Below are 18,032 nucleotides of genomic sequence, written 5' to 3' on the forward strand. Positions count from 1 at the left end.
TTACCCGCGCTAAATATAGGGAAATATTAATTCACTAGTACGTCTAACGGCTGGCTTTAAATTTCGGCACCACCGTCTCTTTTCTCACCTCAGGCGTGGCTGTCGGGCCACGGAATATCAACAGTGAGCCGCAGGCGATAATCGCCGAGCCGCAGACAATCGAGAGCACATAAATCGGCCATTTTTCTACCGCCAGCCAGCCGTAAAAACCGGAGATCGGCGCATGGTTTACCGCCCCTAATCCTACCGCCATCGCCGCCCCCACCGCCGAGCCAATCACGTTGACGACAATAATTCTTGGATTTGACAGCGCAAACGGAATGGCGCCTTCAGAAACACCAATCAGCCCCATCAACGTAGAGGCTTTACCCGCCTCACGCAGGGATTCCGGGAAGCGTGACGACCACAGCAGCGTAGCGACACCCAGACCAATTGGCGGCACGATAATCGCCACCTGCGCGGCGGTGTTTGGGTCATAAATACCGGAGGCCAGTAACGCCATTGCCGTCGTCACCGCCGCCTTGTTAATCGGGCCGCCGAGATCAAACCCAACCATGCCGCCAATGACCGCCGCCAGCAGCACTTTGTTCGTGCCGGACATGGATAACAGCCAGCTTTCCATGCCGTGATTCAACGCCGCCAGCGGCGTACCGATCACAAATGCCATCACCACGCAGGTCAGCAGCGTACCGCCGACTGGCAGAATGAAAATAGGCACAGCAGAGGAGAGCGCCTTCGGCAATTTGATGTAGCGGTTCAGGGCGCGAACGATATAGCCCGCGACAAAACCGGCCGCCAGCGCGCCGAGAAAACCCGTTCCCAGGTTACTCGCCAGCAGTCCGCCAATCATCCCCGGCGCAAGACCCGGTTTGTTCGCCAGCGCAAAGCTGATATAGCCGGCCACCACCGGCAACATCAGGGACAGCGCCAGCCCGCCGAAACCATCAAATTTGTGCAGCAACTGCACCACCATGCCGGCCTGCTCGTAGCTGGCATCCCAGATGTTATCAATACCGTAGAGAGAAGCGCCGATACGGGCGATCCCCATTAGCACCGCTCCAGCAATGACAAACGGCAGCATCCATGAAACGCCGGTCATAATGGCGTTCTTGACTTCTATCCCGGTAGACGGTTTGTCTCCCCCCTGAAACTTAGCCATTTGCAACCTCCTGCTCTACTGCTTCAAACACCGCATCGCCAAATTTGATGGGATCAGAGACGCTGCATTCGAGCTTCACCATGCCATCGAAACGCTCTTTCCCGCTAATCGCAACGTCGGCAGCAATGATGACCGCGTCAGCGCGCGCCAGATCCTCTGGCGTAATTTCATTCTCAGCGCCAATGCTCCCCTGCGTTTCCACTTTAACTTCATGCCCACGGTTTTTCCCCGTGATTTCAAGCGATTCTGCAGCCATGTAGGTATGAGCAACGCCGGTCGGACAAGCTGCAACACAAACAATGTACATAATGATTCCTCGTAGATTCAGGCAATAAAAAAAGCACAATGGCGAAAGTGCGCATTGTGCTTTGTGTAGGACTAACAAATTGATAAACTTGGCTTTCACCGTCAGCGCCGCTGGCATGGCGGCAAACTAACAGTTGGTGCAGGCTGGAGTTACGGAAACTGAAGGCCAGCTCATCACGTTTGCGACGGCACAGCAGCGCCTGCGGGAAATGCAGGCCAAAACGAGCAGGACGATGACAGCGTTGACGTACGCTCGCGCCGATAGCTTCGCTGGCGCAGTCCCACAGGCTGGACCATTCGCGCGCCATTTGCATATCCATACACTCCTGCTCGGCGATATCATTTTCAGCCAGATCGTTAACGGAATTAAACCAGCAAAAATAATCAAGCATACGTTTAATTTTGCGATCGCAAGATAGCAAAATTAAAAGCAGACTTTTGATGATTATAGAGTTGGTCAACACAAACGTTACTCCGATAAATAAGTTTGCTGAGAATAAAACAAAAATAAAAGAGCAACTGTGATTTATTGCACAGAGCATTCACTCATTATGTCTAATTTAGTCTGAATATGTATCCAAACGCCACTGCAATATATAAACCACATTTATATATTATGGTGTCACCCGACTACGATGGCGCCATTGCCCTGGCGTCATCCCGACTTCGCGGTTAAATACCACCGAAAAATAGTTACTGTCTTCAAAACCGCACTGCATAGCAACTTCACCAATCAGCTTTTCAGTATGCGATAACAGATACTGAGCATGGCAAATGCGCAGTTGCCGCAGGTAATGGTTGATCGTCATCCCGGTCTGGCTACGGAACTGCTGGCGCAAAACGCGTTCGCTGCACCGTTCACGCTCGCAAAACGTATCCAGTTCGAACGCATGCTCATGGCTACCGGCTAACGCGGTGATCAGTTTATCCAGCAGCGTTTCACTTGACGTCGCCGGGAGCGTATCCGTGGCATAACGATGACGTTTAAGGTGAGTTACCAGTTGACCAAACAGCAGCTCAGCCATGGTAAAGGCCTGCGCATCGCGCTGATTACTTTCATGCTCAAGCTGGCTTATCACCTGTCTGGCCTGGGTCATGCCAACGCTGCCGAGTCGCCAGTGCGGCTGCCTTGGCGTACCGTCAAATCCGGGGATCGCCCCTTGCCAGTCAACATTCAGCGTTAACCGCTCCGGGCAGTAGATGATATTTTGCAACACAAGGTCGTTAACGGAGGTGTAGGAGTGTTTATCTTCGGCGCGAATGTAAAACAGATCGCCACGGGTTATCCGGTACGGACGATCGTTAAGGACATGCAGACCATTGCCGCGCCAGACCAGAACCAGCTCGCAAAACTCGTGGGTATGCTCAGCAAAGACATCCTGCGGATAACGATCGGCCACGGCGACAGCCTGCTGCTCATGCGCAAAAAAGTCTGATTTCAAAAGAACCAGATGATTCGCCATCACATCACCTCAACCTGTACGCTTGCCGGATGCGCTGCGCTTATCCGGCATGAAAGGGTATGATTATCAGCAAACGGACGGTAAAAAACGTTGATAGCTTTCGCGTTACTGAAGGCTGCTTCCCGCTATAAGGTCACGCCCCTGACGAATATCGCGTGGCGACCACTCGAACTCACGGCGAAAAAGCGTCGAAAAGTGGTTACTGTCACCGAAACCGCAGAGATAAGCGATATCAGTCACGCTGTCATCACTGTGGCGGAGCAGATGTCGGGCTTTAATCAGTCGCAGACGGTTAAGGTAGCGCTGCGGCGTCAATCCTGTTTGCTGTTTAAGCTGGCGATGCAGAGTGCGTAAAGAGAGCGAAAACTTCTCGGCCAGCGCCTCCCAACACACCTCTTCGGCAAAGTTATCCTCCAGCCATGCCATCAAAAGGTTAAGCCGCGCATCGTTATCGGTCGCCGCTTCCATCAGGCTGCTTTTACGTAGCAGTACCAGCAACTGCATAAACAAGATCTCGCGATTTGCCGCCGTGGGCGTATCCATCTCCTCGCCGAGCGTCTCCATCTGCCCCACCAGGTGACGAACCTGCTGCAGTACGCCCTGGTTTACGCGCCAGTGGGAGGGATACTGCCCATTTTGTTCCTGAGGCAAAAGCTGATTCAGCCCGGCCAGAAATTGAAACGCATCCGGAGAGCGATACAACACATTGGTCAGACACAGATTGTCAGTATGTTCATATAAATGCCTGTCATGATCGCGGACGAAACACACCGTACCACCGCTGATGGTGTAAGGCTGTCCGTTGAACACATGGATCCCCGTTCCATGTTCGACCACCACAATTTCATGAAAATCATGATGATGTTCAGGAAACGCGGGCTGAGGAAGCCGCGGTTCAATAGCCACAGGCGCTTTACCTGTCGGAAAAAAATCCACGCAATGCAGTACGGTCATGACGGCTCCCCCTGATTAACGAATATGGCTGAATAGTAATTAAGGGTTCCTACCCTCACCTTAATTTTTTGACGCCAAAGTGCGTAAACACGGTTAATTCTTCAAGAAATGGCGGGAAAGATCGGGAAATGCGGAAGGCGTCACATCCGCCAAAATCCGCGCGATTAGTGGAAACTGTGAACAACATCACGTTCACCTTTGCCATGTTGCCAGCCGCTAATTGGGGCTGTCACTGTCAAGAAGGTACGCTTTATTCGGGGTTCTTAGACTGAGTGCAATAAAACTCAGAAGGACCTCGCCATGACTTTTCGCCATTGTGTCGCTGTCGATCTCGGCGCATCCAGTGGGCGCGTAATGCTCGCACGTTACGACAGTAATCACCGCACCCTGACGCTGCGTGAAATCCACCGCTTCGTTAACTGTCTGCAAAAAACGGACGGTTTTGACACCTGGGACATCGACAGCCTGGAAAACGACATTCGCCTTGGACTGAAAAAAGTCTGTGATGAAGGCATTCGGATAGACAGCATTGGCATTGATACCTGGGGCGTGGATTACGTATTGATCGATAACGCCGGACAACGTGTTGGTCTGCCGGTCTCTTACCGTGACAACCGCACGACCGGCATTATGTCACAGGCGATGGCGCAGCCAGGTAAAGGTGAAATATACCGCCGTAGCGGCATTCAGTTTCTGCCGTTTAACACCCTGTATCAGCTGCGTGCGCTGGTTGAACAGCAGCCAGAACTGCTTGCGCAGGTGGCACATGCCCTGCTGATCCCCGACTACTTCAGCTTTCGCCTGACCGGCAAATTGAACTGGGAATACACCAACGCCACCACCACCCAGTTAGTCAATATCAACACCGACGACTGGGATGACACGCTGCTGGCGTGGACCGGGGCAGACAAAGCCTGGTTTGGTCGCCCGACGCATCCGGGGAACGTCATTGGTCACTGGATTTGCCCGCAGAAAAACCAAATTCCGGTTGTGGCCGTCGCCAGTCACGACACCGCCAGCGCGGTCATCGCTTCACCGCTGGCCGATAAAAATAGTGCGTATCTCTCTTCCGGTACCTGGTCGCTGATGGGCTTTGAGAGCAGAACGCCGTATACCAACGATGCGGCGCTGGCGGCGAACATCACCAACGAAGGGGGCGCGGAAGGGCGCTACCGCGTACTGAAAAACATCATGGGACTGTGGCTGCTCCAGCGCGTTTTAAAAGAGCGCCAGATTACCGACCTGCCAACGCTTATTGCCCAAACGCAAGCGCTGCCGGCCTGCCAATTCCTGATAAACCCGAACGACGATCGCTTTATCAACCCCGACGATATGAGCGCGGAAATTCAGGCGGCCTGTCGTGAATCGGGTCAACCCGTTCCCCAGCAAAACGCCGAACTGGCGCGCTGTATCTTCGACAGCCTGGCATTGCTATACGCTGACATTCTGCAAGAACTGGCACAGCTGCGTGGTGCAGCATTTAGCCAACTGCACATCGTTGGCGGCGGCTGCCAGAACGCCCTACTGAACCAGCTGTGCGCGGATGCCTGCGGCATTCGCGTGATGTCCGGGCCGATTGAGGCCTCCACGCTCGGCAATATTGGCATCCAGTTGATGACGCTGGACGAGCTTAACAACGTTGATGATTTCCGTCAGGTGGTGCGTGCCAACTACGACCTGACCACCTTCATTCCAAATCCTGAAAGTGAAATTGCCCGCTACCAGGCGCAGTTTCCATCACTACGACAGACAAAGGAGCTTTGCGCATGACCACTCAACTTGAACAAGCCTGGGAACTGGCAAAACTGCGTTTCGCCGCGGTAGGCATTGATGTCGAGGCGGCCTTACGCCAGCTCGATCGTCTGCCGGTCTCCATGCACTGCTGGCAGGGCGATGATGTCGCCGGTTTCGAGAATCCGGAGGGCTCGCTCACAGGCGGTATTCAGGCTACCGGCAACTATCCGGGCAAAGCGCGTAACGCCACCGAACTACGCGCCGATCTGGAGCAGGCGCTGAGCCTGATCCCGGGTCCAAAACGTCTGAATTTGCACGCGATCTATCTGGAGTCCGATACGCCGGTTGCCCGTGACCAAATCAAACCTGAACATTTTAAAAACTGGGTCGAGTGGGCGAAAGCAAACCAGTTAGGGCTGGATTTCAACCCATCCTGCTTCTCTCACCCGCTGAGCGCCGACGGCTTCACGCTGGCCCACGCCGATGACACCATTCGCCAGTTTTGGATTGACCACTGCAAAGCCAGCCGTCGCGTCTCAGCGTATTTTGGCGAGCAGTTGGGTACGCCGTCGGTGATGAATATCTGGATCCCGGATGGCATGAAAGACATCACCGTTGACCGGTTAGCGCCGCGCCAACGTCTGCTTGAAGCACTGGATGAAGTGATCAGCGAAAAACTCGACCCGGCGCACCATATCGACGCCGTCGAGAGCAAGCTGTTTGGCATCGGCGCCGAAAGCTACACCGTGGGCTCCAACGAGTTCTATATGGGTTACGCCACCAGCCGTCAGACCGCGCTGTGCCTGGATGCGGGTCACTTCCATCCGACTGAAGTGATTTCCGACAAAATCTCCGCCGCCATGCTGTACGTACCGCGTCTGCTGCTGCACGTCAGCCGTCCGGTGCGCTGGGACAGCGATCACGTGGTGCTGCTGGATGACGAAACGCAGGCGATTGCCAGCGAGATCGTCCGCCACAACCTGTTCGACCGCGTACACATCGGCCTCGACTTCTTCGACGCCTCTATTAACCGCATCGCCGCGTGGGTTATCGGCACCCGCAATATGAAAAAAGCCCTGCTGCGCGCGCTGTTAGAACCGACCGAGCAACTGCGTCAGCTTGAAGCCAGCGGCGACTATACCGCTCGTCTGGCCCTGCTGGAAGAGCAAAAATCGCTGCCGTGGCAGGCCGTCTGGGAGATGTATTGCCAGCGTCACGACACGCCAGCAGGAAGCCAGTGGCTGGACAGCGTGCGCGCCTATGAGAAAGAGATTTTGAGCAAACGTAGCTAACCGTGACACCAGGCTTACAGGCCGGATAAGACGCCCCACGTCGCTATCCGGCAATGAATGAAACACGATTGCCGGATGGATCTTCACTTATCCGGCCTACGTAAGACCCGATAACGATCGGGCAATCAACAGGATCACCGAATATGCAAAACATGACTAATTCCTGGTTCGTCCAGGGGATGATCAAAGCCACTTCCGACGCGTGGCTGAAAGGCTGGGACGAACGTAACGGCGGCAATCTGACGCTGCGTCTGGATGAGGCTGATATTGCGCCATTTAGCGCCGATTTCCACGAAAAACCGCGCTATATCGCGCTAAGTCAGCCAATGCCTTTGCTGGCGAACACGCCGTTTATCGTCACCGGTTCCGGTAAATTTTTCCGTAACGTTCAGCTCGATCCCGCGGCAAATTTGGGCGTGGTGAAAGTAGACAGCGACGGCGCGGGCTACCACATCCTTTGGGGCCTGACCCACGAAGCGGTGCCAACCTCCGAGTTGCCGGCTCACTTCCTCTCCCATTGCGAGCGTATTAAAGCGACGAACGGCAAAGACCGCGTGATCATGCACTGCCATGCTACCAACCTGATCGCCCTGACCTACGTGCTGGAAAACAACACCCCGCTGATTACCCGCAAACTGTGGGAAGGCAGCACCGAGTGTCTGGTGGTGTTCCCGGATGGCGTCGGCATTCTGCCGTGGATGGTGCCGGGTACGGATGAAATCGGCCAGGCAACCGCCGAGGAAATGCAGAAACACTCGCTGGTACTGTGGCCGTTCCACGGCGTGTTCGGCAGCGGCCCCTCCCTCGACGAAGCATTTGGCTTGATAGATACCGCAGAAAAATCCGCCGAAGTTTTAGTCAAAATCTATTCGATGGGCGGTATGAAGCAGACCATCACGCGTGAAGAGCTGGTAGCACTGGCTAAACGCTTTGGCGTGACTCCGCTGGCAAGCGCCGTAGAGCTGTACTGATACCTGCCAACTCAACGCCGGATGCGGCTTCGCTTTATCCGGCCTACATGACGATGCACGTTTCACCGTCGGCCCGATAAGCGTAATGCCATCGGGCACCAGGGATTTTTTTAAGGAGAATAGTGATGAGCTTTATGTTGGCACTGCCAAAAATTAGCCTGCATGGCGCCGGCGCGATTGCCGATATGGTGAATCTCGTGGCGAATAAACAATGGGGCAAAGCGCTGATCGTCACCGATGGTCAACTGGTGAAGCTGGGCCTGCTGGATAGCCTGTTTGCCGCACTGGATGCACATCAAATGTCTTACCACCTGTTTGATGAGGTGTTCCCGAATCCGACAGAAGAGCTGGTACAGAAAGGTTTTACGGCATATCAGGGGGCAGAATGTGATTACATTATCGCCTTCGGCGGCGGCAGCCCGATCGATACCGCCAAAGCGGTGAAGATCCTGACCGCCAACCCTGGCCCTTCTACCGCTTACTCCGGCGTGGGCAAAGTGAAAAATGCGGGCGTGCCGCTGGTTGCCATCAATACCACTGCTGGTACAGCAGCAGAGATGACCAGCAACGCGGTCATTATCGACTCTGCCCGCAAGGTCAAAGAGGTGATCATCGACCCGAACATCATCCCGGATATCGCCGTGGATGACGCCAGCGTGATGCTGGAAATCCCAGCCTCCGTTACCGCCGCAACCGGCATGGACGCCCTGACTCACGCGGTGGAAGCCTATGTTTCCGTTGGCGCGCATCCGCTCACCGACGCCAACGCCCTGGAAGCAATTCGCCTGATCAACCTGTGGCTACCGAAAGCGGTCGACGATGGTCATAACCTCGAGGCCCGTGAGCAAATGGCGTTTGGTCAGTATCTGGCGGGTATGGCATTCAACAGCGCAGGTCTGGGTCTGGTGCATGCGCTGGCACACCAGCCAGGCGCGACCCATAATCTGCCGCACGGCGTCTGCAACGCCATCCTGCTGCCGATCATCGAAAACTTTAACCGCCCGAACGCCGTGGCGCGTTTTGCCCGAGTGGCGCAGGCGATGGGAGTGGACACCCGCGGGATGAGCGACGAAGCGGCAAGCATGGAGGCCATCACCGCGATTCGTGCCCTGAGCAAGCGTGTAGGTATTCCGGCTGGCTTTAGTTCCCTTGGCGTGACGAAAGAGGATATTGAAGGCTGGCTGGATAAAGCGTTGGCCGATCCGTGCGCGCCGTGTAACCCACGCACCGCCAGCCGCGACGAGGTCCGCGAGCTGTATCTGGAGGCGTTATGATCCGCAAGGCCTTTGTGATGCAGGTGAATGCCGACGCGCACGTTGAGTATCAACGTCGGCACAATCCCATCTGGCCAGAACTGGAAGCGGTGCTGAAAGAGCACGGTGCCCATCACTACGCGATTTATCTCGATCAGGAACGCAACCTGCTGTTCGCCACCGTCGAGATTGAGTCAGAAGATCGCTGGAACGCCGTTGCCAGCACCGATGTTTGCCAGCGTTGGTGGAAGCATATGCGTGATGTAATGCCGGCAAACCCGGACAACAGCCCGGTCAGCGCTGAGCTAAAAGAAGTGTTTTATCTGCCTTAACCGCTCTGTTTCCTCCCCTGACGGGGGAGGAAACCTTTTTCTCCCGTCAGCAGCATTGCGTTCGTTTTGTCATCCACGCCTTTTCCTCACAACCCAGCACCTGCTCAGGCATACCGATGCTGAAAGTCTCCGGCGTCACCAAACTGGAAGACGGGACTGCATTTAACTACTCGTGTAGCTACAACCGCGCCGACAAGTTCAAAATCAAAAATAACTGGGTGGGAAAATAAAAGCCTGATGACCAGGCTCTAAGAAAAAGCGCCTGAATCCAGGCGCCTGAGAACGGAAAATCAGAAGAAGTATTTGAAGCGGAGACGCGCGCCGTAACGGTCGTCGTCGTCGGTATAATTCTCCGGATTGCTGTTATCGCTGTTAATCATCGAATAATAAGCGCCGAGATAAATATTAAAGTTCTGCATATCCATCACGTTCGGAATTAAATAAGACGCGTGAATGGTATGAATATCGTAAGTGCCCTCATTGTAGAACCAGTCATTATCATCGTGATCGATCAGACCGTTAAATTCGTCGATCTTGTTATGAGCATAGATATAGCCCAGTTCAAAGCGCTTCCACAGAGCGTTGGCCGCCGCCGTAAAATCTTTTTCGTTATCCGCATCGAGATAAGCGGTGTTCAGGTTAAACACCAGGCCATTTTCCGGATCGGCTTTCAGACCGTTCCAGGTCATCGTCATACCGTAACCGGTACGATCGGACTGATCGACAAAGTTGCCCTGAGCATCGGTATATCCATAGGCGTTATTGATAACGTTCGATTCCATGGCCGCAGAAATCGTCAGCGCATCCACCGGTGTCCAGGCGACGACCGGGCGCAGATAAGCCACGTTTTTCTCCTGCGACATTTCACGACCATGATAGCGGCTATCCTGATAAAGCGAGGTACCATCTTCCAGCAGGGTATTTAACTCGAAATACCAGTTATCGAGCTGTTTGCTCATCAGGAAGCTGCCGCCGGAATCTGAACGGCCACGACCTTCTTTCATCATGTAGATATAGCCGCTACCGTCATCATACAAATCGTTGGCGGTATGCCCTGAATGCTCAACAAAGGTATCCTGATTCAGCGGGAACATATCGTAAGCTTCGAAACGACCGACTTTTACTTTCCAGTCATTTTCCTGACCGAAGAAGAAAGCGGCGTCATCAAGATTGACCGAACCCGTCATGTCAGCCAGCGGTTGCGCTGAGAAACCGGCGAAATAGCCGTTATCCAGCTTACGCATACCGTCAAAGCCCAGCAGGATGCGTCCGTTCAGATCCCAGCGTTCATTGGTTGGGTCGCCCACATTCGAATTGGTTGCCGCCAGCACGCCTTTGTTGCTTTCCGCATCCATGTTGAATTCCACGTCGCCGTAGATTTTCAGATCGCCATAGCCGGAGAGCACCAGGTTAGGGGTGGTGGCGTTCTTTTTGGTCTCTTGTGCGGGCGTAGTGCCGTTGACTGGCGTATTCCCCTGAGCAACTTTAATTTCCTGGATCTCCGCAGCCTGCTGTACCTGCAATTGCTGCACCTGATTTTCCGCTTTTGCCGCGCGGTTTTCCGCAGCTTCCAGCCGAGCCTCCAGTTGTTCGAGCCGCTGTTCCAGAGTCATTTTTTGCGTTTTAGCAAAGCCATTATTTGCCACTAATAATAGACCTATTGCTAAAGCTAACGTCGATTTCTTCATTATTTGCTTTCCTTGAAATAAAGATCGTCCAACGTCTTCCGACCGGAAGACGCGCAACATGCAAATCCAAAAAATATTTTTATAGGTAATACGATACCGATGACTGAAATAAATTCAGAACATTAAAACGTGGCACCAGTGCAGGCTAATATTTATTATCATACTGATTTTATTATGTGTAACGTAGATATAATTAAGAATGTGAGGGATATAACAATAGTGCTGACATTAACGAAAAATAATAAAAACAATTTTATATGAATAACAATAAAATATAATTAAAAATAATAAAAGCGCGAACGATAATCGCCGCGCCTTTATTTAATAAGCGTTCAATTAACTCTGCTCAGAAACCAGAATCGCCTGAGTGTCAGGCTCCAGTGCTTTAAAGATATGTGCTTGATCGGCAGGGTAACAAATATAATCGCCCTCACCTAACTCCTCCGGCGCTTCCGTCAATCCCACCATCGCCTTACCCTGCGTTACGATAATATGTTCAACCGATCCCGGTGGATGCGGTTGTGAAATACGATCCGCGCCCGGCTGCGTCAGCAGCAGATAGATATCCCGCCGCGCACCCGGTGGGCAGGCGGCCAGTAAAATGGCCTGATAGTGGGCCTGCTCAGCCACGACTTTTGTACCTTCGCCACGGCGAATCACCTGCGTTTTTTGCTCCTGCGGTTCCAGCAAGCGCGCAAAGGGAATATCTAACGCCACACACAGCGACCAGAGCGTTTCCAGGCTAGGATTTCCATTGCCCGCTTCCAATTGCGAGAGTGTCGATTTTGCAATCCCCGCGCGACGGGCAATCTCCGCCAGCGACAAACCAGTGCGCTGACGTTCACGCACCAGACTTTTCGCGATCATACTGATGGGCTGGGTCATTCACGACTCCATGTTTTTTATATCGAACGAATTGTTCGACTTGTAAAGCCAATTGGTCGCGTTCATTATAATGGAAACTCGTTCGATATGGCTAAAACGGTATGAAACATTATTTTTCCAGTCTCAAAGGCGACACGATAAAAGCAATATTTTTAGTCTGTCTGGCCGTCGGTGTAGTCGGCATGTCATACGGCTCGCTGGCGATGGCGTACGGCTTCCCGCTGTGGGTACCGTTTGTACTCTCTATTACTGTGCTGGCGGGCGCGTCCGAGTTTATGTTTATCGGCATTATCGCCAGCGGTGGTAATCCACTGGCGGCTGCGGCTGCCGGTTTACTGGTTAACGCCCGACACGTGCCGTTCGGCGTCACCGTGCGCGATCTGGTAGGCACCCGGGCTGCCAGTTTCCTCGGCTGTCATATTATGAACGACGAAAGCGTGGTCTTTGGCCTGTCGCAAAAAACGCCTGAGCAACGTAAAGCCGCCTACTGGCTGTGCGGTCTGGGCGTCGCAATTTTCTGGCCTGTTGGCACCCTGATCGGCGCAGGCGTCGGCAAACTGCTCCCTGCCCCGGAAACCATCGGTCTGGATGCCGTCTTCCCTGCCATTCTGCTGGCTCTGGTCGTCCCGGCATTCAAAAACCGCACTACGCTGATTCGTGCCTGTAGCGGCGCCACGTTGTCGCTTGCCGCCATTCCCTTTGCGCCGGTCGGTTTACCGGTTTTGCTCTCACTCTTTGGCTTACTGACGAGGAAAAAATAATGGGCAACATGACGCTGTTTATCGTCGCTATCGCCATGTTATCTGTGGGAACGTATTTAATGCGTTTAGGGGGAGCCAAGCTTGGAAGCCGTTTAGCGTTCTCAGAACGCTCGCAGGCGCTGCTTTCCGACGCCGCAACGGTATTACTGTTCTCCGTTGCGCTGGCGACCACCTTTTACGAAGGCGAACACTTTGCCGGGATGGCGCGCGTACTCGGCGTGGCTTTTGCGGTATTTCTCGCCTGGCGTAAGATGCCGCTGATCGTGGTGATCGTTGCCGCCGCAGTGGTAACCGCGCTGTTACGAATGGTGGGCATACACTAAGAATATAATTACCCTGGCGAAATATTCATCAGGGTAATCACCTGTAGCGTTATGTGTTTTACCCCACAAAACCAGGCGCTAACTCTGCCTCAAATTGTCACTTCTCGCTGACATATTGCTGCTCATCTCTTCACCATCTCACCGTTAAAATCAAATCAAACAGTTTTTAACGGAGTCCCATCATGACAGCCCTTACAGCTAACTGCATTGACCTGAATATTCAGGGGAATAGCGTTTATGCCATCCTCAAGCAACTGGCGAATATGGCGCTTCAAAATGGCTACGTCTCTGACCGAAGCGCCTTCCTGCAAACGCTGCTGATACGCGAAAAGCTGCATTCCACCGGCTTTGGTTCGGGCATTGCCGTCCCACACGGTAAAAGCGCCTGTATCACACGCCCCTTCGTCTTGTTCGCGCGCAAATCAGAAAAAGTGGACTGGAAAGCCAGCGACGGCGAGGACGTTAACTGCTGGATTTGCCTCGGCGTGCCACAAACGGGCGAGGACGATCAGGTCAAAATTATCGGCACCCTGTGCCGCAAAATTATCCATCAAGATTTCATCAACCAACTGAAGCAAGGCGACACCGACCAGGTACTCGCCCTGCTCAATCAGACCTTAACCTCATAAGGAAGCGGCTATGGAGTCATCCTTGCGTTTAGTGGCGATTACCAACTGTCCGGCGGGTATCGCCCACACTTATATGGTGGCAGAAGCGCTGGAGCAAAAAGCGCGCTCGCTCGGCCATACGATTAAAGTCGAAACCCAGGGCTCAAGCGGCGTCGAAAACCGACTGACCAGTGAAGAAATTGCCGCTGCCGATTACGTTATTCTGGCTACAGGTCGCGGCCTGAGCGGCGAAGACCGGGCGCGTTTCGCCGGGAAAAAAGTCTATGAAATAGCCATTTCCCAGGCGCTGAAAAATATCGACCTGATTTTTACGCAGTTACCGACTCATTCACAACTTTTTGCCACTGATAGCAGTGTGAAGCTGGGAAAACAGGAGGTCCAGCACGGTAGCGTGATGAGCCACCTGATGGCTGGCGTTTCCGCCGCGCTGCCGTTTGTTATTGGCGGCGGTATTCTGGTCGCCATCGCTAATATGCTGGTGCAGTTCGGTTTGCCCTATGCCGATATGTCGAAAGGTGCGCCGTCGTTCACCTGGGTTGTTGAATCCATCGGCTATCTGGGCTTCACCTTTATGATCCCCATTATGGGGGCATACATCGCGTGGTCGATTGCCGATAAGCCCGCTTTTGCCCCGGCGTTTCTGGTGTGTTACCTGGCGAACGATAAAGGCCTACTCGGCACCCAGTCCGGCGCGGGGTTTCTCGGCGCGGTCGTACTCGGGCTGGCAATTGGCTACTTTGTGCTTTGGTTTCGCAAGGTTCGGCTCGGCAAAGCGTTGCAGCCGCTGCTCGGCTCCATGCTGATCCCGTTTGTCACTTTGCTGGTGTTTGGCGTCCTGACTTATTACGTCATCGGCCCGGTGATGTCCGACATCATGGGGGGTCTGCTGCACTTCCTGAACACCATTCCGCCATCAATGAAAATGGGCGCAGCCTTCCTCGTTGGCGCAATGCTGGCATTTGATATGGGCGGGCCAATCAATAAAACAGCCTGGTTCTTCTGCTTCTCACTGCTGGAAAAACATATCTATGACTGGTACGCCATCGTCGGCGTGGTGGCGCTGATGCCGCCCGTCGCGGCAGGTATCGCTACCTATTTAGCGCCGAAACTGTTTACCCAGCAGGAGAAGGCCGCCGCCAGCAGTGCGATTGTGGTGGGTGCCACCGTCGCCACCGAACCGGCAATCCCCTATGCGCTGGCCGCGCCGCTGCCGATGATTACCGCCAATACGCTCTCCGGTGGTATTACCGGCATGCTGGTCATCGCCTTTGGAATCAAACGTCTCGCGCCGGGTTTAGGTATCTTTGATCCGCTGATTGGCCTGATGTCTCCGGTGGGGTCATTTTACCTGGTGCTGGCTATCGGTCTGGCGCTGAACATTTCGTTAATTATCATCCTGAAAGGATTGTGGCTGAAACGTAAAGCCGCACAGCAGGAGCTTGCCCATGAACATTGAGTTACTTCAGCAGTTATGCGAAGCCAGCGCCGTCAGCGGTGATGAGCACGAAGTTCGCACTTTTCTCATTAATGCGCTGGATTCCAGCGTCGATGAAATCACTTTTGACGGCCTCGGCAGCTTTGTCGCACGCAAGGGCAACCGTGGGCCGAAGGTTGCCATCGTTGGTCACATGGATGAAGTGGGCTTTATGGTCACGCATATCGACGAAAGCGGCTTTTTGCGCTTCACCACCATTGGCGGTTGGTGGAGCCAGTCGATGCTGAACCACCGGGTCGCCATCCGTACCCGCAAGGGCGTTAAAATCCCTGGCATAATCGGCTCCGTAGCACCGCACGCCTTAACGGAAAAACAGAAACAGCAACCTCTGACATTTGACGAAATGTTCATCGATATTGGCGCCAACAGCCGCGAAGACGTAGAAAAACGCGGAATTGCGATCGGTGATTTCGTTAGCCCGGAAGCCAATTTCGCTCGCTGGGGCGAAGATAAGATCGTCGGCAAAGCGCTGGATAATCGCGTCGGCTGCGCCCTGATGGCCGAGCTTTTACAAACCGTGGATAACCCTGAAATTACCCTGTACGGCGTGGGCAGCGTGGAAGAAGAAGTGGGTCTACGCGGGGCGCAAACCTCAGCGGAGCATATCAAGCCCGATGTGGTGATCGTGCTGGATACTGCGGTTGCGGGCGATGTGCCCGGAATCGACAGCATTAAATACCCACTCAAGCTTGGCGAGGGTCCAGGGCTGATGCTGTTCGATAAGCGCTATTTCCCTAATCAGCAGTTGGTTGCCACATTAAAAGCGTGTGCAGAAAACAGCGGTGCGTCATTGCAGTTTTGCACCATGAAAACCGGGGCGACGGACGGTGGACGCTATAACGTTATGGGCGGCGGTCGTCCGGTGGCGGCGCTATGCCTGCCGACTCGCTATCTCCACGCCAACAGCGGCATGATTTCCGCATCGGATTACGACGCGCTGTTTACGCTGGTGCACGAACTGCTCACCTCGCTGTCGACCGAAAAGGTCCGCGCGTTTACTGACTTTCGCCGGGAGAGTTAATGCTTTCGGAACGCCAGTTAAAATTGGTGGATCTTCTTGAACAGCAGCCGTGTTTGCTGGGCGACCTGGCGCGGCAAACTGGCGTTTCAGGCAGAACCATCCTGCGCGATATTGACTACCTCAATTTTACCCTCAGCGGTAAGGCCCGCATTCAGCCCGGTGGCAGTGCGGGCTATCAGTTGGAAATTGTCGACAGACGCGGTTATTTTCAGCTTCTGCAACGCCATGATAATGATGACCGGTTGCTGGCCTTTCTTCTGCTCAATACCTTTACACCGCGTGTACAGCTGGCTTCGGCGCTCAATTTACCTGAAACCTGGGTGGCCGATCGTCTCCCACGGTTGAAGCAGCGCTATGAGCGCGCCTTTTGTATTGCCAGCCGCCCGGGCGTCGGTCATTTCATTGATGAACCAGAAGAAAAGCGCATTATCCTGTTGGCGAATCTGCTTAAAAAAGATCCCCTCTTAATTCCACTGCCGGGTATTACCCGAGACAACATCGACAGGCTCAATGCAGCATGTGAAAAACTTAATGAATTCCCGCTCATCTCGGGAGAGTACCTGGCAAGTCTGGTGCTGGCCGTCTATGCCCTGCGTAACCAGCTCTCCGGATCATGGCCGGAGTGTCGGTATGTTTCACTGAAAAATGCGGTGGAACAAGGAGGAGTCTACCTGGGCGAGAACGCCTTCAGAACACTGATCGGCCTTCTGGAAATCAGACAACGGCAGGCAATGACAATCTCTGCAGATGCGGTGACCTTGTTGTTAAAAAGCGTTCCCGGCATCGCTGCGTTGCACGTTATCGATACCCAACTGGTTGATAATATTACCGGCCACCTGCTGAGATGCGTCTCTGCCCCGGTTTGGGTACCGGAACATCGCCAGAGCAGTATGCACAACCTGAAGTCGACCTGGCCTGCCGCCTTCGATTTGAGTCTGCGTTTTATTGCCCTGTTGCGTGAAAAACTGGATATCCCACTGTTCGATAGCGACCTCATCGGGCTTTACTTCGCCTGCGCACTGGAGCGCCATCAAAACGAGCGCCAGCCGGTCATTTTGTTATCCGACCAGAATGCTATCGCCACCATCAACCAACAGGCCATTGAGCGAGATGTTCTGAATTGTCGGGTGATCATTGCGCGACATACGAGTGAAGTCAGCGCCATCAGTGAAGAAATCACCCCACTGTTAATCATCAACAATAGTCACTATTTACTTGATGAATCTATAAAAAATACCTTAACCATCAAGAATATCATCACCTCTGCGGGTACCGAGCAGATTAAACACTTCCTCGCGACGGCCTTTATCCGCCAGCAGCCCGAACGTTTCTTTTTACAGCCGGGCAGCTTCCATTACGCCAATATGAAGGCCGAAAGCTGGCAGAGTATCATCGGCCGGATCTGCGGCCAGCTTGTGGCACAGAGCCATATCACCGAGGACGAAGCGCTGCGCATTTGCGCCCGGGAGCATGAAGGTGAAAACCTGATCGTGAATCGCCTGGCGATTCCTCATTGCTGGAGCGAACAGGAGCGCCGCTTTCGTGGTTTCTTTATTACCCTCGCACACCCTATTCTGGTGAATAACGAACCGGTCAGCCATGTCCTGATCGCCTGTGCCGCCGCCGAGGCGCGGCATGAGCTAAAAATCTTCAGTTATTTATCCAGCGTGCTGAGCAGCCATCCGGCAGAAACTATTGCGGGATTGAAAGACTATAACGCGTTTATCGCATTGCTCAGGCAGTGAATGCCGGAAATGAAAAAAGCG

General features: G+C 53.7%; 17 protein-coding genes. 11 read left to right on the forward strand and 6 right to left on the reverse strand.

The window, feature by feature from the left end; genetic code table 11:
* Positions 1 to 43: 43 nt before the first annotated feature.
* The 4 genes from HV350_RS24015 to rhaS all read right to left on the reverse strand — a co-directional run bounded on the left by HV350_RS24015 (position 44) and on the right by rhaS (position 3,882).
* A complete protein-coding gene (locus HV350_RS24015) occupies positions 44 to 1,159 on the reverse strand; it encodes a PTS fructose transporter subunit IIC (RefSeq protein ID WP_181629476.1) in 1,116 nt (371 codons plus the stop codon).
* Positions 1,152 to 1,466, reverse strand: coding sequence for a PTS fructose transporter subunit IIB (locus HV350_RS24020; RefSeq protein WP_016157892.1), 315 nt, complete (start codon positions 1,464 to 1,466; stop codon positions 1,152 to 1,154). Before HV350_RS24020 ends, HV350_RS24015 begins: the two co-directional genes overlap by 8 nt.
* Positions 1,467 to 2,079: 613 nt before the next feature.
* Positions 2,080 to 2,928 (reverse strand): HTH-type transcriptional activator RhaR, encoded by an 849-nt coding sequence (gene rhaR, locus HV350_RS24030; protein ID WP_049040553.1) that lies wholly within the window; start codon positions 2,926 to 2,928, stop codon positions 2,080 to 2,082.
* A 105-nt stretch (positions 2,929 to 3,033) separates the two neighbouring features.
* On the reverse strand, positions 3,034 to 3,882 hold the full coding sequence (gene rhaS, locus HV350_RS24035; RefSeq protein WP_016157890.1) for an HTH-type transcriptional activator RhaS: 849 nt from the start codon (positions 3,880 to 3,882) through the stop codon (positions 3,034 to 3,036).
* Between the two features lie 300 nt (positions 3,883 to 4,182).
* Between rhaS and rhaB the strand changes: the two genes are divergently transcribed.
* From rhaB to rhaM, 5 genes are all read left to right on the forward strand, one after another.
* Positions 4,183 to 5,652: a rhamnulokinase gene (rhaB, locus tag HV350_RS24040; protein WP_181629478.1), complete on the forward strand. Its 1,470-nt coding sequence runs from the start codon at positions 4,183 to 4,185 to the stop codon at positions 5,650 to 5,652.
* Positions 5,649 to 6,908, forward strand: coding sequence for an L-rhamnose isomerase (rhaA, locus tag HV350_RS24045; RefSeq protein ID WP_019077926.1), 1,260 nt, complete (start codon positions 5,649 to 5,651; stop codon positions 6,906 to 6,908). The genes rhaB and rhaA overlap by 4 nt, the downstream gene beginning before the upstream one ends.
* Positions 6,909 to 7,051: 143 nt before the next feature.
* Positions 7,052 to 7,879 carry a rhamnulose-1-phosphate aldolase gene (gene rhaD, locus HV350_RS24050; protein WP_016155197.1) on the forward strand — a complete coding sequence of 276 codons (828 nt, stop codon included), beginning with the start codon at positions 7,052 to 7,054 and terminating at the stop codon, positions 7,877 to 7,879.
* 125 nt (positions 7,880 to 8,004) lie between these two features.
* The gene (gene fucO, locus HV350_RS24055; protein WP_181629480.1) at positions 8,005 to 9,153 is read left to right on the forward strand and encodes a lactaldehyde reductase; all 1,149 of its coding nucleotides are present in this window, start codon (positions 8,005 to 8,007) and stop codon (positions 9,151 to 9,153) included.
* A complete protein-coding gene (gene rhaM / locus HV350_RS24060) occupies positions 9,150 to 9,464 on the forward strand; it encodes an L-rhamnose mutarotase (RefSeq protein ID WP_049269664.1) in 315 nt (104 codons plus the stop codon). The genes fucO and rhaM overlap by 4 nt, the downstream gene beginning before the upstream one ends.
* Positions 9,465 to 9,754: 290 nt before the next feature.
* Here the strand turns inward: rhaM and HV350_RS24065 are convergent, their stop codons facing one another.
* Entirely contained in the window at positions 9,755 to 11,152 is a 1,398-nt protein-coding gene (locus HV350_RS24065; protein WP_016157885.1) for a carbohydrate porin, read from the reverse strand.
* A gap of 336 nt (positions 11,153 to 11,488) precedes the next feature.
* Positions 11,489 to 12,037, reverse strand: a complete 549-nt coding sequence (locus HV350_RS24070; protein WP_016155192.1) for an XRE family transcriptional regulator — start codon at positions 12,035 to 12,037, stop codon at positions 11,489 to 11,491.
* Positions 12,038 to 12,138: 101 nt separating this feature from the next.
* Between HV350_RS24070 and HV350_RS24075 the strand changes: the two genes are divergently transcribed.
* The 6 genes from HV350_RS24075 (at position 12,139) to HV350_RS24100 (ending at position 18,011) form a co-directional block, all read left to right on the forward strand.
* Entirely contained in the window at positions 12,139 to 12,798 is a 660-nt protein-coding gene (locus tag HV350_RS24075) for an AzlC family ABC transporter permease (protein WP_016155191.1), read from the forward strand.
* Positions 12,798 to 13,121 (forward strand): AzlD domain-containing protein, encoded by a 324-nt coding sequence (locus tag HV350_RS24080; protein ID WP_181629482.1) that lies wholly within the window; start codon positions 12,798 to 12,800, stop codon positions 13,119 to 13,121. The genes HV350_RS24075 and HV350_RS24080 overlap by 1 nt, the downstream gene beginning before the upstream one ends.
* Positions 13,122 to 13,303: 182 nt before the next feature.
* Entirely contained in the window at positions 13,304 to 13,750 is a 447-nt protein-coding gene (locus HV350_RS24085; protein ID WP_049282350.1) for a PTS fructose transporter subunit IIA, read from the forward strand.
* Between the two features lie 10 nt (positions 13,751 to 13,760).
* Positions 13,761 to 15,206, forward strand: a complete 1,446-nt coding sequence (locus HV350_RS24090) for a PTS fructose-like transporter subunit IIBC (protein ID WP_047357775.1) — start codon at positions 13,761 to 13,763, stop codon at positions 15,204 to 15,206.
* Positions 15,196 to 16,266 (forward strand): aminopeptidase, encoded by a 1,071-nt coding sequence (locus HV350_RS24095; RefSeq protein WP_181629484.1) that lies wholly within the window; start codon positions 15,196 to 15,198, stop codon positions 16,264 to 16,266. Before HV350_RS24090 ends, HV350_RS24095 begins: the two co-directional genes overlap by 11 nt.
* Positions 16,266 to 18,011: a putative frv operon regulatory protein gene (locus HV350_RS24100; protein ID WP_181629485.1), complete on the forward strand. Its 1,746-nt coding sequence runs from the start codon at positions 16,266 to 16,268 to the stop codon at positions 18,009 to 18,011. The genes HV350_RS24095 and HV350_RS24100 overlap by 1 nt, the downstream gene beginning before the upstream one ends.
* Positions 18,012 to 18,032 lie beyond the last annotated feature (21 nt).

Source organism: Citrobacter sp. RHBSTW-01013 (genome assembly GCF_013781985.1).
Taxonomy (GTDB): Bacteria; Pseudomonadota; Gammaproteobacteria; order Enterobacterales; family Enterobacteriaceae; genus Citrobacter; species Citrobacter braakii.

Coding starts and splice junctions, on each gene's coding strand:
- HV350_RS24015 (WP_181629476.1), bottom strand. CDS start 1,159: ATGGCTAAGTTTCAGGGGGGAGACAAACCGTCTACCGGGATAGAAGTC.
- HV350_RS24020 (WP_016157892.1), bottom strand. CDS start 1,466: ATGTACATTGTTTGTGTTGCAGCTTGTCCGACCGGCGTTGCTCATACC.
- rhaR (WP_049040553.1), bottom strand. CDS start 2,928: ATGGCGAATCATCTGGTTCTTTTGAAATCAGACTTTTTTGCGCATGAG.
- rhaS (WP_016157890.1), bottom strand. CDS start 3,882: ATGACCGTACTGCATTGCGTGGATTTTTTTCCGACAGGTAAAGCGCCT.
- rhaB (WP_181629478.1), top strand. CDS start 4,183: ATGACTTTTCGCCATTGTGTCGCTGTCGATCTCGGCGCATCCAGTGGG.
- rhaA (WP_019077926.1), top strand. CDS start 5,649: ATGACCACTCAACTTGAACAAGCCTGGGAACTGGCAAAACTGCGTTTC.
- rhaD (WP_016155197.1), top strand. CDS start 7,052: ATGCAAAACATGACTAATTCCTGGTTCGTCCAGGGGATGATCAAAGCC.
- fucO (WP_181629480.1), top strand. CDS start 8,005: ATGAGCTTTATGTTGGCACTGCCAAAAATTAGCCTGCATGGCGCCGGC.
- rhaM (WP_049269664.1), top strand. CDS start 9,150: ATGATCCGCAAGGCCTTTGTGATGCAGGTGAATGCCGACGCGCACGTT.
- HV350_RS24065 (WP_016157885.1), bottom strand. CDS start 11,152: ATGAAGAAATCGACGTTAGCTTTAGCAATAGGTCTATTATTAGTGGCA.
- HV350_RS24070 (WP_016155192.1), bottom strand. CDS start 12,037: ATGACCCAGCCCATCAGTATGATCGCGAAAAGTCTGGTGCGTGAACGT.
- HV350_RS24075 (WP_016155191.1), top strand. CDS start 12,139: ATGAAACATTATTTTTCCAGTCTCAAAGGCGACACGATAAAAGCAATA.
- HV350_RS24080 (WP_181629482.1), top strand. CDS start 12,798: ATGGGCAACATGACGCTGTTTATCGTCGCTATCGCCATGTTATCTGTG.
- HV350_RS24085 (WP_049282350.1), top strand. CDS start 13,304: ATGACAGCCCTTACAGCTAACTGCATTGACCTGAATATTCAGGGGAAT.
- HV350_RS24090 (WP_047357775.1), top strand. CDS start 13,761: ATGGAGTCATCCTTGCGTTTAGTGGCGATTACCAACTGTCCGGCGGGT.
- HV350_RS24095 (WP_181629484.1), top strand. CDS start 15,196: ATGAACATTGAGTTACTTCAGCAGTTATGCGAAGCCAGCGCCGTCAGC.
- HV350_RS24100 (WP_181629485.1), top strand. CDS start 16,266: ATGCTTTCGGAACGCCAGTTAAAATTGGTGGATCTTCTTGAACAGCAG.